This window comes from Bacillus sp. EB106-04-02-XG92, from assembly GCF_058791995.1.
The window spans coordinates 642,260-656,329 of the sequence record NZ_JBYTEA010000001.1; the positions used below are offsets into that span (position 1 = coordinate 642,260).

Annotated in this window: 15 protein-coding genes and 1 other annotated feature; of the genes, 2 read left to right on the forward strand and 13 right to left on the reverse strand. The window is 37.3% G+C overall.

Annotated features, from left to right (window positions below):
• Positions 1-63 precede the first annotated feature (63 nt).
• The 5 genes from mltG to alaS form a co-directional block, all read right to left on the reverse strand.
• Entirely contained in the window at positions 64-1,134 is a 1,071-nt protein-coding gene (mltG, locus tag AC3WVA_RS03415; protein WP_098345263.1) for an endolytic transglycosylase MltG, read from the reverse strand.
• A 217-nt stretch (positions 1,135-1,351) separates the two neighbouring features.
• Positions 1,352-1,630 carry a DUF1292 domain-containing protein gene (locus AC3WVA_RS03420; RefSeq protein ID WP_000392245.1) on the reverse strand — a complete coding sequence of 93 codons (279 nt, stop codon included), beginning with the start codon at positions 1,628-1,630 and terminating at the stop codon, positions 1,352-1,354.
• A gap of 12 nt (positions 1,631-1,642) precedes the next feature.
• Positions 1,643-2,056, reverse strand: coding sequence for a Holliday junction resolvase RuvX (ruvX, locus tag AC3WVA_RS03425; protein ID WP_001221193.1), 414 nt, complete (start codon positions 2,054-2,056; stop codon positions 1,643-1,645).
• 3 nt (positions 2,057-2,059) lie between these two features.
• On the reverse strand, positions 2,060-2,326 hold the full coding sequence (locus AC3WVA_RS03430; RefSeq protein ID WP_000348590.1) for an IreB family regulatory phosphoprotein: 267 nt from the start codon (positions 2,324-2,326) through the stop codon (positions 2,060-2,062).
• 76 nt (positions 2,327-2,402) lie between these two features.
• A complete protein-coding gene (gene alaS, locus AC3WVA_RS03435) occupies positions 2,403-5,045 on the reverse strand; it encodes an alanine--tRNA ligase (protein ID WP_098345262.1) in 2,643 nt (880 codons plus the stop codon).
• A 40-nt stretch (positions 5,046-5,085) separates the two neighbouring features.
• Positions 5,086-5,302: a binding site (T-box leader), on the reverse strand.
• Positions 5,303-5,524: 222 nt separating this feature from the next.
• On the opposite strand from alaS, the gene AC3WVA_RS03440 reads away from it, so the two are divergent.
• Positions 5,525-5,869 carry a PH domain-containing protein gene (locus tag AC3WVA_RS03440; protein ID WP_098345261.1) on the forward strand — a complete coding sequence of 115 codons (345 nt, stop codon included), beginning with the start codon at positions 5,525-5,527 and terminating at the stop codon, positions 5,867-5,869.
• 38 nt (positions 5,870-5,907) lie between these two features.
• Here AC3WVA_RS03440 and AC3WVA_RS03445 read toward each other — a convergent pair whose 3' ends face one another.
• Positions 5,908-6,975, reverse strand: a complete 1,068-nt coding sequence (locus tag AC3WVA_RS03445; protein ID WP_048531346.1) for an AI-2E family transporter — start codon at positions 6,973-6,975, stop codon at positions 5,908-5,910.
• A 176-nt stretch (positions 6,976-7,151) separates the two neighbouring features.
• Between AC3WVA_RS03445 and AC3WVA_RS03450 the strand changes: the two genes are divergently transcribed.
• The gene (locus AC3WVA_RS03450; protein ID WP_048531348.1) at positions 7,152-7,364 is read left to right on the forward strand and encodes a hypothetical protein; all 213 of its coding nucleotides are present in this window, start codon (positions 7,152-7,154) and stop codon (positions 7,362-7,364) included.
• Between the two features lie 35 nt (positions 7,365-7,399).
• Here the strand turns inward: AC3WVA_RS03450 and AC3WVA_RS03455 are convergent, their stop codons facing one another.
• The 7 genes from AC3WVA_RS03455 to cymR form a co-directional block, all read right to left on the reverse strand.
• Positions 7,400-7,528: a YrzQ family protein gene (locus AC3WVA_RS03455; protein ID WP_001053553.1), complete on the reverse strand. Its 129-nt coding sequence runs from the start codon at positions 7,526-7,528 to the stop codon at positions 7,400-7,402.
• Between the two features lie 18 nt (positions 7,529-7,546).
• A complete protein-coding gene (locus AC3WVA_RS03460) occupies positions 7,547-7,735 on the reverse strand; it encodes a YrzR-like zinc ribbon domain (protein WP_000469281.1) in 189 nt (62 codons plus the stop codon).
• 127 nt (positions 7,736-7,862) lie between these two features.
• Positions 7,863-10,199 carry an SF1B family DNA helicase RecD2 gene (gene recD2, locus AC3WVA_RS03465; RefSeq protein WP_071757229.1) on the reverse strand — a complete coding sequence of 779 codons (2,337 nt, stop codon included), beginning with the start codon at positions 10,197-10,199 and terminating at the stop codon, positions 7,863-7,865.
• Positions 10,200-10,295: 96 nt separating this feature from the next.
• Positions 10,296-10,955: a tetratricopeptide repeat protein gene (locus AC3WVA_RS03470; RefSeq protein ID WP_098345259.1), complete on the reverse strand. Its 660-nt coding sequence runs from the start codon at positions 10,953-10,955 to the stop codon at positions 10,296-10,298.
• 110 nt (positions 10,956-11,065) lie between these two features.
• The gene (gene mnmA / locus AC3WVA_RS03475) at positions 11,066-12,181 is read right to left on the reverse strand and encodes a tRNA 2-thiouridine(34) synthase MnmA (protein WP_048531354.1); all 1,116 of its coding nucleotides are present in this window, start codon (positions 12,179-12,181) and stop codon (positions 11,066-11,068) included.
• A 16-nt stretch (positions 12,182-12,197) separates the two neighbouring features.
• Complete coding sequence (locus tag AC3WVA_RS03480) at positions 12,198-13,343, reverse strand: cysteine desulfurase family protein (RefSeq protein WP_098345258.1); 1,146 nt, start codon at positions 13,341-13,343, stop codon at positions 12,198-12,200.
• A gap of 35 nt (positions 13,344-13,378) precedes the next feature.
• Complete coding sequence (cymR, locus tag AC3WVA_RS03485; protein ID WP_000704116.1) at positions 13,379-13,795, reverse strand: cysteine metabolism transcriptional regulator CymR; 417 nt, start codon at positions 13,793-13,795, stop codon at positions 13,379-13,381.
• Between the last annotated feature and the right edge of the window lie 275 nt (positions 13,796-14,070).

Genomic DNA, 14,070 nt, shown 5'->3' on the forward strand with positions numbered 1-14,070 from the left:
AACCCGATATATTTTACCACAAAAAAGAGGGATGTGCGACCTTTTTCGCTATCCCTCCCCATTTCACTGTTTTTTCGTAATATATTTTTGCTTTAGTGCATTATGCTCTTCCAAAGTTTTCGCATAGTACACTTCACCAGTTGGTGCAGCTAAGAAATAATAATAATCTGTTTGAGCAGGCTCTAACGCTGCTTCCACTGAATGTTTACCAGAATTTGCAATCGGGCCAACTGGCAATCCTTTTACAACATACGTATTGTACGGTGAGTTTATCTTTAAATCTTCGTATAATACACGTTGCTTATGCTTTCCAAGTGCGTATAATACCGTTGGATCAGTTTGCAGAGGCATACCTTTCGCTAAACGATTATAAAAGACACTAGAGATCTTTTGACGATCTGTAAAGCCTGTTGCCTCTTCTTCAATAAGTGAAGACAAGGTTAGAAGCTGATGAACATCCCAGTTCTTTGCTTTCATTTTTGCCTCGTTTTGAACAATGATTGCATTCGTTTTCTCAAGCATTGGAATTACAATTTCTTCTAACGTCGTATCTTTTTTATAGAAAGAGTACGTCGCAGGATATAAATAACCTTCTAATGGATATTTAATATTGCTATCAAAGATTTTATCCGTTAACAACTTCGGATACTTTTGCTGCATTTTTTGAATAAATGCTTTATCGTTCAATTGACGTACAACATCATCTTTATTCCACTTTAATTCGTTTGCAACCGTATTTGCAATTTCAGTTACTTGCGCACCTTCTTTTATCGTCACTTTATAAAGAGCTGGACGATGTACATTACCCGATGACATTTGCTCAATAACATCTGAGGCACTCATTGAAGGATTTAATAAATATGTACCCGCTTGTAAATTTTTAGATTTAGCCTTTGTATAAAAACTAAAAACTGTACTGTTTTTCACAGCACCTTTTTCTTCTAAAATCTCACCAATTTTACTAGTAGATGATCCCTTTGGAATTTCTACTTCAATCTCTTTTTTATTCCCGCTATCAACTGGTCCTAATGCGGATGAAATATACGCATAGACTGAACCACAAACTAAAAGCAGTGCAATAATCGAAAATAAAAAAATGCGTCTACGCTTCTTTTTCACTTGATTCTCTACCAAAACTCTTCCTCCTTATTCAATTGTAGGCCATATGTACATCTTTCTATACAACACAATGAAAAATCACAATAAACTTACCTATCATTTTTGACAGATACTTTATTTTTCTACAATCCGTCTCATTATACTACAAAGGATTGCGCAGTTTCGACAAAAAATCTTTCATTTTACATATAAAAAAAGGTGGACGATATATCGTCCACCTTTTCAGTACTTATTATTCAGCTTCTTGCTCATCAGCTAGAGTGTTGAACATTTCTTGTACCATTTCCCACTCTTCTTCAGATTCGATTGGAAGTAAACTTCCGCCCTCTTCTTCATTTTGCTCATAAGCCATTGCATCATAAATTGGGTCTCCATCTTCGTCTACTTCACCGATTGGAGAGAAGACTACGTATGATTTTTTGCCAAATTTTTCAGCATCAAAAGTGAAAATAATTTCACATAAATGTTCGTTACCTTTTTCGTCTACAATTGTAATTTGATTTTCTTCCATTTTGGTCACCTCTTATTTACTATCTAAAAATCCTTGTAAGATTACGACTGCAGCCATCTTATCGATTACTTGCTTTCGCTTCTTACGGCTTACATCAGCTGAAATGAGTAAACGTTCCGCTGCCATCGTTGACAAACGCTCGTCCCACATTACAACGTCTAATTGTAACAGTTCTCGTAGGTTTTCTGCAAATTGTTGGCATGCTTCACCACGCGGGCCAATTGTACCATTCATATTTTTAGGTAAACCTACTACTATTTTGTCCACATTGTACTGCTTTACTAATTCAGAAATACGGTCAAAACCAAAGTGACCACGTTCTTCGTTAATCTTGATTGTTTCAAGTCCTTGCGCTGTCCAGCCCATTTCATCGCTAATTGCAACTCCGACTGTTTTTGTACCTACATCTAAACCTAATATCCGCATAAATTACTCCTCACGATGATGTTTCAAGTAAGACTTCACAAGCTCTTCAATTAATTCATCACGTTCAAGCTTGCGAATGATGCTTCGTGCATCTTTATGGCGAGGTATGTATGCTGGGTCTCCACTTAATAAATAACCGACGATTTGGTTAATCGGATTATAGCCTTTTTCTTGAAGTGCATCATACACAGTTAAAAGTACATCATTAACATGGACACTCTGTTTTTCATCTTGAATGCTAAACTTCATTGTTTTATCAAAACCGTCCATTTCAAGCACCTCACTTATATAGTAAGTATAGGGAGAAGAACTTCTCCTCTCCCTACCATTGTACACTACTATCTCTTTATTTTGAAACAGATTTAACGTACTCTTGTACAAATGCTAAAGCTTCCTCAACTTGCGCTGGGTTTTTACCGCCCGCTTGTGCCATATCAGGACGGCCACCACCGCCACCGCCACAACGAGAAGCTACTTCTTTCACAAGTTTACCAGCATGGTATCCTTGGCTAATTAAATCTTTCGTTACGCCAGCTAAGATGTTTACTTTGTCATCATTTACAGACGCTAATACGACAACTGCAGATTCTAATTTATTTTTTAGGTCATCCATCATCGTACGTAAGTTGTTCATATCTGCAACATTTACTTTTGCCGCTAATACGTTCACGCCATCAACTGTCATTACTGAATCAGTTAAGTTTCCAGCTTCAATATTGCTTAATTTCGCTGCAAGAGATTCGTTTTCTTTTTGAAGTTGTTTTACTTCAGCAAATAAACCATCTACTCTTGTTAAAATGTCTTTCGGATTTGTTTTCATTTTTCCTGCTGCTTCTTTTAATAAACCTACTTGGTCGTTCATTAATTCATAAGCAGACTTACCAGTTACCGCCTCAATACGACGAGTTCCTGCACCGATACCAGACTCAGCAACAATTTTGAAAATACCGATAGAAGCTGTGTTATCAACGTGACAACCACCGCAAAGCTCTAAGCTGTAATCGCCAACTTGTACAACGCGTACGACATCACCGTATTTTTCACCGAATAATGCCATTGCACCCATTTCTTTCGCTTCTTCGATTGCTTTTTGAGAAATCTCAACATCAATACTTTCCCAAATTTTCTCGTTTACGATACGCTCAATTTTTTCTAATTCGTCAGCTTGTACTTGACCGAAGTGAGAGAAGTCAAAGCGTAAACGTTCAGAAGTTACTAGAGAACCTGCTTGGTTAACGTGCGTTCCAAGTACATCTTTTAATGCTTGGTGTAGTAAGTGAGTTGCTGTATGGTTTTTCACAACGCTACCACGGTTTTTCGTATCGATAATAGCTTTCACAGCTGCATCTTTCGTTAATGTACCTTCTTCAACAACAACTTTGTGCAAGTTTTGACCGTTTGGTGCTTTTTGTACGTCTTTTACAAGAACTTTCACACCGTCAGCTAGAAGGTAACCACGGTCTGCAATTTGTCCACCGCTCTCAGCATAGAATGGTGTTACATCAAGCATTAATTGTCCTTCTTCACCAGCTTGTAAGCTGTCTGTGTATTCGCCGTTTTTCACAAGTGCAACAACATTACTTTCTGTTGCAACTGTACCGTAACCAACGAACTCACTCGCTACTTTCACTTCTCCAAGGACACCGCCTTGAACTTGCATAGAATCAACGTCTTGACGAGCAGCACGTGCACGCTCACGTTGTTTTTCCATTTCATTTTCAAAGCCTTCCTGATCAACTGTCATACCAGCTTCTTCTGCATATTCTTCTGTTAATTCAATTGGGAAACCGTATGTGTCATATAGACGGAACGCATCTACTCCAGAAATAACAGTTGTTTTTTCTTCTTTTGCTTTTGCGATAACTTCAGCTAAAATTGCCTCACCATCATGAAGTGTTTCGTGGAAACGCTCTTCTTCATTTTTCACAACTTTTGCGATGAAATCTTTCTTTTCAAGTACTTCTGGATAGAAGTCTTTCATTACTTCTCCAACAACCGGTACTAATTCAAACATGAATGGACGGTTGATGTTTAATTTCTTAGAGTAACGAACAGCACGGCGTAATAAACGACGTAATACATAACCACGGCCTTCGTTAGATGGAAGAGCGCCGTCACCAACAGCGAATGTTACTGTACGGATATGGTCAGCGATTACTTTAAACGCCATATCTTTTTCTAAGTCACCATTGCGATATTTCTCACCAGAGATTGTTTCTGTTGCACCAATCATTGGCATGAATAAGTCTGTGTCAAAGTTTGTAGGTACATCTTGAACGATAGATGTCATGCGCTCTAGACCCATCCCTGTATCGATGTTTTTCTTAGGAAGCGGTGTATATGAACCATCTGGATTATGGTTAAATTGAGAGAATACAAGGTTCCATACTTCTAAGTAACGCTCGTTTTCTCCGCCTGGATATAATTCTGGGTCACTAAAGTCATTACCGTAAGCTTCTCCGCGGTCATAGAAAATCTCTGTATTCGGTCCACTTGGTCCCTCACCGATATCCCAGAAGTTTTCTTCTAAACGGATGATGCGCTCTTTTGGAACTCCCATTTTCTCATTCCAAATTTTGAATGCTTCTTCATCTTCTGGATGGATTGTAACCGATAGTAATTCTTTATCGAATCCGATCCATTTGTCGCTCGTTAAGAATTCCCAAGCCCAAGTAATTGCTTCTTCTTTAAAGTAATCACCGATTGAGAAGTTTCCTAACATTTCAAAGAATGTATGATGACGAGCTGTTTTCCCTACGTTCTCAATATCGTTTGTACGAATTGATTTTTGAGCATTTGTAATACGAGGATTTTGCGGAATTACACGTCCATCAAAATATTTCTTTAATGTTGCTACACCACTATTAATCCATAAAAGAGATGGATCTTCATGTGGAACTAGTGATGCACTAGGTTCTACTGCATGCCCTTTTTCTTGGAAAAAGTCTAAAAACATTTGACGAATTTGTGCGCCTGTTAGTTGTTTCATTGTATTTTCCTCCTTAAATATAAAAAACTCCCGCCCCTATAAAAGGGACGAGAGTTAACTCGCGATACCACCCTAATTATGAATTGATTATAACAATCAATTCATCACCTCATGGTGCCGTAACGTGGCAAGACGGCAGTGATTAGCTGCTCTCAGGATTAGCTTTCTGTTACCCTTCATTTAAAGCTTCTTTCAGCCATATGGAAGCTTCTCTCTATAAATGGACTGTAACGTACTTGTTCCGTCATTGATTTAATGTATTATATGACTAAATATAATAGAATTCTCTTAAGTTTGTCAATGTAGATAATCATTTATATTATATCAATTGCTTATTAATCATAGCTATTCTACTATTCATTCTTAACAGCCTTTTCATATATTATGCATGTATTACTAAATTGTACTATCTCTACGAACTTTTCTGAACATTACATTTTTGTTATAATTAAATTATTAATAATAAAGGAGCGATTATAATGACAACCTTATTGAACAAAGCTAAAAATATGTTAACGACTGACGAAAAAATATTATTTTACGTGGCCTGTTCATTAGATATATATATTTATCGTTCCGTCGCAAGACCAGGACTGTTAATTTTAACGAACAAACGCCTCTTCTTTTATGGACGAGATATAGGTAAGAATCCATTATTTGAGGAGTACTCTTTCGAAAAAATTTCTGACCTAAAAGAACAAACGCGTCTTTTCAGCAATCAAATTATCTTTATGTATGATAATGAATGGAAAAGAATAAAACATATTCAAACAAATGATATAAGCACTATCGTTCAACAAATACACGAGCAACTCTCTAAATAATCATAGCCCTCTACTCTTATAAGTAGAGGGCTTTCCTATTACACATTTTCTTTTTTCCAAAGAGGCCTTACATGAACAATCACTGTACGAATGACCGCTAAAATTGGAACTGATATTAATAATCCTACAATCCCTGCCACTTCTCCCCCAACTAGTAATGCAAGCATAATAATAACAGGATGCATGCGAAGCGACTTACCAACGATATAAGGTGATAAAATGTTACTTTCCAAAAATTGCAAAATAGCGATTGTAATCCCCGCCTTAATAAGTAAACTCGTTGATACCGTTGCTGCAATCATTAATGTCGGGATCGCCCCTAAAATAGGACCGAAGTACGGGATTATATCCGTTACCCCAATAATAATGCCGAGTAATAATGGATATTTCATACCGATAAACCAAAAAGAAAGAACAGATACGCCCCCTAATACTAAGCAAACAAACAACTGTCCTCGAATATAACTTCCGAGTGATTTATCAATTTCTTTCGCCAGCATTTGCCCCGTACTCCGCCACTTACTTGGGACTAGTTTCCAAAAGATATGATAAAACTCACCGTAATCTTTTAATATGTAAAATACAATGAACGGAATTAAGAAAATAATGAGTAACGAATCTAGCACACCACGAGCTGTGCTCATCACTTTATTTAAAAGTGCCTGTATCTTCGTTTCTACCCCGACAAAAATTTGTTTCACCTTTTCATGAATAAAGGACGGGAAATTCGCTGTTTGTTCCGTAACGCCATCCATCCAAGAATCATACATTTTTGTAAACTGCGGGAATTGTTCATTGATTTCTTGTAATTGCTTAATCACAACTGGCGTTCCTTTATAAATGCCATAACCAATTCCGCCAAAGAAAAGGATGTAAATGAGCAAAATAGCGAGTGTGCGCGGCATCCCTTCCTTATGAATTTTTTCAATTAAAGGGTGCAATAAATACGCGATAAAACACGCAATAAGGAACGGTGTAATGGCCACTTTACATACAAAAATAATCGGTGCCCATAGCGGCTTAATTTTTAAAAAGACGAGCAAACAAAGAAATACAAGTAATAATAATCCTAAACGATATATCCAAATGATTTTAAGATTCTTCACACGAAAAACCTCCTCCACCTTTATTTTGAAAATAAATAGGGTAGGTTATGTGCAAAAGTTTTAAAATCTTTTCGTGCAGACCATACTGTTTTGTAAAGACATACATATACATAACATAATAAGGACAACCACCCCTGAGAATGCAGCTTGAAATAATATAATCAGGAGGGCTCATAATGGTTTTATTTATGCTCGTATTATCAGCACTTTTTATGATTCTTGAATGGGTTTGTATCGGGTTTGGTATTTGGAAAGGTTTCTTTATTCGTTCCTCACGAAAAGAAAGAGCGAAGCAATTATTTCATTACGGGATGCTTGGCGTTGGATGTTACGGTCTATCTTATCTCTTTTCTGAAATTGGACTTTTATATTTGCATACAAGTGTATAAAAAAACTCCCTTATGATAAAGGGAGTTTTTTACGCTTATAAATAAGATTTAATCATCTTACGTGCTTTTTTCATATTGCGTTTTGAAAATACATCTTGTTTGCGCGCATATTGATACGCTGCTGCTCCAACACCTAATGCGATTAATGAATTGCGTAGATTCAAAGTAAATCCCCCTTTTCGTTATCCGATCGTTCTTTCGTTCTCATCAAATAAATCATCAAGAGAGCTTAATGAACCATCTTCTTCTACTTGATGCGTATGGATTTTCCCTTTTGAAACCGATAATTCGATATAACAATTCCAGCAATAAAATTGGTTGACACCTATTTTTCCAATGTCTTTCCCTTTGCAATTTGGACAAATGAACATATGGCTTTCATCTCCTTACAGTCTCCCAGATTCTATTCGCCATTATGTCCAAACCGCATTCATTTATACATTGCTGGAGCCTTTCAACGTTATACGTTTGAAAGTTTCACTATATAATTTCACCTTGTTACATGAAATCATACGGTGAAATGTTTTCCACGTCCATTTCTTCGCCATTAACTGTTACCATTTGTACTTCTCCTTGTGATTCTTGCAAGCGATTTGCTAAAGTCGTTTGACGCATTGCATCATCAAGGCGATTTACACCAGATTGGAAAGCCGCTTCCTCTCCGCAAATAATAAGGAACTTCTTACTTCTTGTAATGCCAGTGTAAATTAAATTACGACGTAACATACGATTGTAACTTTTTACTATCGGCATAATCACGATCGGAAACTCACTACCTTGCGATTTATGAATCGAACAGCAATAAGCATGTGTAATTTGATTTAAGTCCGGCTTTGTATATGTTACCTCAATTCCATCAAATGAAACGATAATCATATCTTGTTGCTCAACGTTTTCTTTCGCATAAAACACCGAAACAATTTCGCCGATATCACCATTAAACACTTGGCTCTCTGGCTGATTAACGAGTTGCAATACTTTATCGCCTCGTCGGTATACGACATCACCGTAAGCAATTTCTTTACTCTTTTCCCTTTTCGGATTAAACACTTCTTGCAACGCTTCGTTTAGTACGTTAATACCGGCAGGGCCACGATACATCGGCGCCAATACTTGTACATCTCTTGCGCTAAAGCCTTTTGTCTTAGCATTCTCACAAACCTTCTTAACAACCTCAACAATTTGAGCTCCTGTACAACCGATAAATGAACGATCTTTTTGATTTTGCGCTAAATCTGGCGGGAGCGTTCCATTTTTTATCGCATGGGCAAGTTGAATAACTGATGAGCCCTCCGCTTGACGATAAATTTCAGTAAGCTTTACCGTTGGAACTGCACCTGCATTCAATAAATCTTTCAGCACTTGTCCAGGTCCTACAGATGGTAATTGATCTTCATCGCCTACAACGATAACTTGAATGTTAGTCGGCAATGATTTAAACAACTGATTGGCAAGCCAAATATCAACCATTGAAAATTCATCAATAATGAGCAATTTCCCTTGTACCGGATCCGTTTCATTACGCTGGAAAGACCCTTCTGGCGTCCAGCCAAGTAAACGGTGAATTGTACAAGCTGGAAGCCCTGTTGATTCACTCATTCGCTTCGCAGCTCTTCCTGTTGGAGCCGTTAATAATATCGGAAATGGATTATCATCACTGTATTCATTCGGATTTAACGATAGCCCGTGAAGTGACGCATACATTTCAACAATTCCTTTAATAACTGTTGTTTTCCCTGTTCCTGGTCCACCTGTTAATAACATCATCGGTTTATGAAGTGCCGTTTGAATTGCTTCTTGCTGAAATGGTGCATACTGTACATTCAGTTGTTCTTCAATTTCACCTAACGTCTTTAACACTTCTGCTTCAGGAAATGAAGGTGTTTCCTCTTGATTCATAAGCCTACGAATAGACTTTACAACACCTTTTTCAGAGTAGAATAACGATGCTAAATATATCCGTTCTTCTTCTATGATGACTTTCCCTTCACTTTGCATCATTTCAATGCAACCTATAATGTCTTCCTCTGTCACTCTTCCTTCTTGATTATTTAAAAGTGACATCGTTTCTCTTACAAGTTGATCTTTTCCCATATAAACATGGCCAAGCTGCAATGATACATTTTCTAGCGTATAAAAACATCCCGCACGTACACGGTCGTCATGATTACCCGATATCCCTAACGCACGTCCTATATCGTCGGCTCTTCCAAATCCAATCCCATCCACTTCTTCAATAAGCTGATATGGATTATTACGAATTACTTCTAACGTCATCTCTTTATATTGCTGGTAAATTTTAATAGAAAGCTTCGTTCCAAAACCGTAACCATTTAAAAAACTCATTACTTTCTCTAGTCCTTGATGTTCAACAATTGTCTCATATATTTCTTGTGCTTTTTGCTTGTTGACAACACCATTTAACGCGTCAGGATCATCCATAATTTTAGAAATAGCATGTTCCCCAAGATGGTCCACAATTTTTTCAGCTGTACGCTTTCCTATCCCTTTAAATAAATCACTCGCTAAATATTGCACCATACCAGCTTTTGTTTGCGGCAATTCTTTCTTAAACGTTTCAACTAAATATTGTTTCCCGTACTTTGGATGATCTTTAAAATGGCCTGTTAATGTAAACACTTCATCTTCATGCATGCGGGGAAAATGACCGTTTATCATCACTTTTTTTTCGTCGTACGTTTCATTTGTTTCAATGACTTTCATACTAACAACGGAATAGAGGTTTTCTTCGTTGTGGAAAATGGTATGAAGAACTTGTGCTTTTATAAACTTTTTCTCTTCTTCAAACAAATCCATTGCATGTTGATTTCCCATCTTTCCTCTCCTTCCCGGTTTCATTTCACTTTAATGAGCAGTACATCCCCCACCTCTTTAGATGAGGGATAACTACCCATTAACTATATTTTCATCTTATTCAGCTTCTTGCTCTAATAAACGAACACCATTACCAGCTAAAAAGTGATCTGGCTGAATTTCAGTTGCTTTCTTAAATAAAGCAAGAGCCTTCTCGTTATTTTCTTCAAATACGTACGTAACGCCTAAATTATAATACGCATCTGCATGCTCTTCATCCATTTCTAATACCTTTTCAAAATAAGGTTTTGCCTCTTGAATATGTTCTAGTCGTGCAAAGCAAAGTCCACACTGGAACACAGCTTCTACATCGTTTTCATCTAATTCTGTTGCTCTTTGTAAAAACGGCAGTGCAAGACGATCATTTCCAAGTTGCACATGTGTAATACCTAGCATAAATGTTACATCAGCTGATTGTAATCCAGCTTGCATCGCCTGTTCAAATACAGCTTTAGCCTCTGCAAATTGCTCTTGACCGTAATATACGTTTCCTAATCCATAATAAGCAGCCGCAGATTTATCATCTAACTCTAATGCACGTTTATAAAACAAAATGGCTCTCTCACTGTCACCTAGTACATCTAATAAGTTTGCAAAATTAATATATCCAAGCGCATCTTTCGGATTTTCTTCGATTGCTTCTGTGAAATTTTTAGCAGCTTCTTCCCAGTTTCCTTCTTGCATATATTGAATACCTGTTTCAAGTTTGTTTGACATGTCCTTCACCTCTACAACAAATTATAACAAAGAATGTATTTTCCAAGCGAACGAAAATTCGCTTTATGTAAAAGAAACCTCTAACCGCGAATCGGCAGAGGCTTCTCGTTTTATCCTAAATAATCCAATTTCTTACCGCTACGGTACACTTCATCAATTGTAGCACCGCCTAAGCACTCATCTCCATCATAGAAAACGACTGCTTGTCCTGGTGTAATTGCACGAATTGGCTCATCACAAAGAATACGAACTGTATTTTCATCAACGATTTGAACCGTTACTTTATTGTCTTCTTGACGATAACGGAATTTCGCTGTGCATTTAAATTCTTTTTCTTTCGCTTCATTACTTACCCAACCAATATTCGTAGCAATAACTTCATCACCATATAGAAGTTCGTTATGGAATCCTTGATCAACATATAAAATGTTTTCTTTCAAGTTTTTCCCAACAGCAAACCACGGATCCCCGTTACCACCAATACCAAGGCCATGACGTTGTCCAATTGTATAGTACATTAAACCGTCATGCTTTCCTTTCACTTCACCAGATAATGTTTGCATCACACCTGGTTGTGCTGGTAAATAGTTACTTAAGAAATCTTTAAAGTTACGCTCACCAATGAAGCAAATACCAGTACTATCTTTTTTCGCTGCTGTCGCTAAACCGGCTTCTTTCGCCATTTCACGAATTTGTGGTTTCTTCAGTTCACCAAGCGGGAACATTGTTTTTGATAATTGCTCTTGGCTTAATTGATTTAAGAAATACGTTTGGTCCTTATTATCATCAACGCCGCGAAGCATTTTATATTCGCCGTCCATATAAGCAACGCGTGCATAATGACCTGTTGCTACATAATCAGCACCAAGCGCAATGGCATGCTCTAAAAATGCTTTAAATTTAATTTCTTTATTACACATTACATCTGGGTTTGGTGTACGACCAGCTCGGTACTCATCTAGGAAGTACGTAAATACTTTATCCCAGTATTGTTTTTCAAAGTTTACTGCATAATATGGAATGCCAATTTGGTTACACACTTCAATTACATCATTGTAATCTTCAGTTGCTGTACAGACACCATTCTCATCTGTATCATCCCAGTTTTTCATAAAAATTCCGATTACATCATAACCTTGCTCTTTTAATAAAAGAGCCGCTACAGATGAATCGACGCCACCGGACATTCCGATGACAACGCGTGTTTCTTGAGGTAGTTTGTTCATCATGTCACCTCCCATGCTAATTTTGTGTTAATCGCTTCACGATTTTCACTGTTTCGTACGCCGCTTTCTCAATTTGCTCTTTCGTATTTCCAAGTCCGAAACTAAAGCGTACGGATGAACGTATTTGATCGGAATCTTTCCCGAACATCGCTACTAATACATGTGATGGATCAATCGAACCAGCTGTACAAGCCGAACCACTTGATACTGCAATGCCAGCTAAGTCTAAGTTCACAAGAAACGGTTCAATGTTCATTCCTGTAAAACTAATATTAAGCACATGTGGTAAGCGATATTCTAAGTTTCCGTTTACCTCGAAAGTAATGTCTTCATTTTTGAAGACAGATACCATTATATCTTTAAACTCTTCATATTGGGCATTTTTTTGCTCACGAGTTTTTTCAGCTAACAAAATAGCATGCTGGAGTCCAGCGATACTCGGTACATTTTCCGTACCAGCACGGCGTTTTCTTTCTTGCTCCCCGCCTATTAATAACGGTTCAAATTTCACATTTGCACCAGCGTATAGGAATCCGACACCTTTCGGCCCGTTAATTTTATGAGCTGAAATCGATAATAAATCAATACCAAACTCTTTCACATCTATTTCTACTAAACCGTAAGCTTGTACCGCATCTGTATGGAAATAAGCTTGATGCTCTTTTAACAACTTACCTATTTCCGCAATTGGCTGCATCGTCCCAACTTCATTATTCCCAAACATAACAGATACGAGAATTGTCTCTTCAGTTAATGCCTTTTTTATGTCAGAAACTTGAACGCGTCCTGTTTCATCGACAGGTAAATATGTCACTTCAAACCCTTCACGCTCTAACAGTTCACACGTATGCAAAATTGCAGGATGTTCAATTTGCGTCGTTATAATATGGTTACCTTTATGACGGTTTGCACGCGCTACACCAATCAGTGCTAAATTATCAGCTTCTGTACCACCGCTCGTAAATATAATTTCATTCGGATTCGCATGAATGCTACGTGCACACGCGCGTCTCGCCTCATCTACTACCTGGCGCGTTTGACGTCCATAAAAGTGAATACTAGATGGGTTTCCGAATGTTTCTGTCATATATGGAATCATCTTTTCGACCACTTCTGGGTGAGTCGGAGATGTCGCAGCATGATCTAAGTAAATGCGTTCCATTAAATCTCCTTCTTTCCAAATCGTTTCACAAGGAATTAAATGTAAAACATATAGCCCCCGTGATTTTCTTCCTCATAACGTACTAAATCTTCTAACGTTGTACTATCTAACACTTCTTGCACCGCATCACGAACACGCATCCATAATTGGCGTTGTGCTGGTTCTTCTTCTTCTATCATTTCTACAACACTAATTGGACCTTCTAATACACGGATTACATCCCCAGCTGTAATGTTAGCTGGCTGATCTGATAATACATATCCACCATATGCCCCGCGCGTACTCTTTACTAGACGAGCGTTACGAAGTGGTGAAATTAATTGCTCTAAGTAATGTTCCGATAAATCATGTGCCTGCGCAATTGATTTTAAGGAAATTGGACCTTCACCAAACTTTTTTGCAAGATCGATCATAATTGTTAAGCCGTAACGGCCTTTCGTTGAAATCTTCATCTATTTTGCACCTCTTTTCAAATTTTCACTTCTATTGGTTATATCTTATTTATAAAAGAACACAATTTAAAATCCTATGAAATTATAGCATAATATAGTATTATAAGAAATTTCAACTTGTGTATCAAAATGATAACATAAAATCACATTGAAAAACTCGGAAATTATTACAATTGAAAGAAAAATGAAAATATTCATATTCATTTTTCCCACAAAACAGCATCCTATTTCAAATTCCACTAAAAAAAATGATACGATAGAAAGAGATTATACTT

Bases quoted from the DNA above. Each gene is read 5' to 3' on its own strand.
- recD2 (WP_071757229.1), bottom strand. From the start codon at position 10,199: ATGGGAAATCAACATGCAATGGATTTGTTTGAAGAAGAGAAAAAGTTT.
- mnmA (WP_048531354.1), bottom strand. From the start codon at position 12,181: ATGAACAAACTACCTCAAGAAACACGCGTTGTCATCGGAATGTCCGGT.
- cymR (WP_000704116.1), bottom strand. From the start codon at position 13,795: ATGAAGATTTCAACGAAAGGCCGTTACGGCTTAACAATTATGATCGAT.
- AC3WVA_RS03450 (WP_048531348.1), top strand. From the start codon at position 7,152: ATGGTTTTATTTATGCTCGTATTATCAGCACTTTTTATGATTCTTGAA.
- AC3WVA_RS03470 (WP_098345259.1), bottom strand. From the start codon at position 10,955: ATGTCAAACAAACTTGAAACAGGTATTCAATATATGCAAGAAGGAAAC.
- AC3WVA_RS03440 (WP_098345261.1), top strand. From the start codon at position 5,525: ATGACAACCTTATTGAACAAAGCTAAAAATATGTTAACGACTGACGAA.
- alaS (WP_098345262.1), bottom strand. From the start codon at position 5,045: ATGAAACAACTAACAGGCGCACAAATTCGTCAAATGTTTTTAGACTTT.
- AC3WVA_RS03430 (WP_000348590.1), bottom strand. From the start codon at position 2,326: ATGGACGGTTTTGATAAAACAATGAAGTTTAGCATTCAAGATGAAAAA.
- ruvX (WP_001221193.1), bottom strand. From the start codon at position 2,056: ATGCGGATATTAGGTTTAGATGTAGGTACAAAAACAGTCGGAGTTGCA.
- AC3WVA_RS03420 (WP_000392245.1), bottom strand. From the start codon at position 1,630: ATGGAAGAAAATCAAATTACAATTGTAGACGAAAAAGGTAACGAACAT.
- AC3WVA_RS03460 (WP_000469281.1), bottom strand. From the start codon at position 7,735: ATGTTCATTTGTCCAAATTGCAAAGGGAAAGACATTGGAAAAATAGGT.
- AC3WVA_RS03480 (WP_098345258.1), bottom strand. From the start codon at position 13,343: ATGGAACGCATTTACTTAGATCATGCTGCGACATCTCCGACTCACCCA.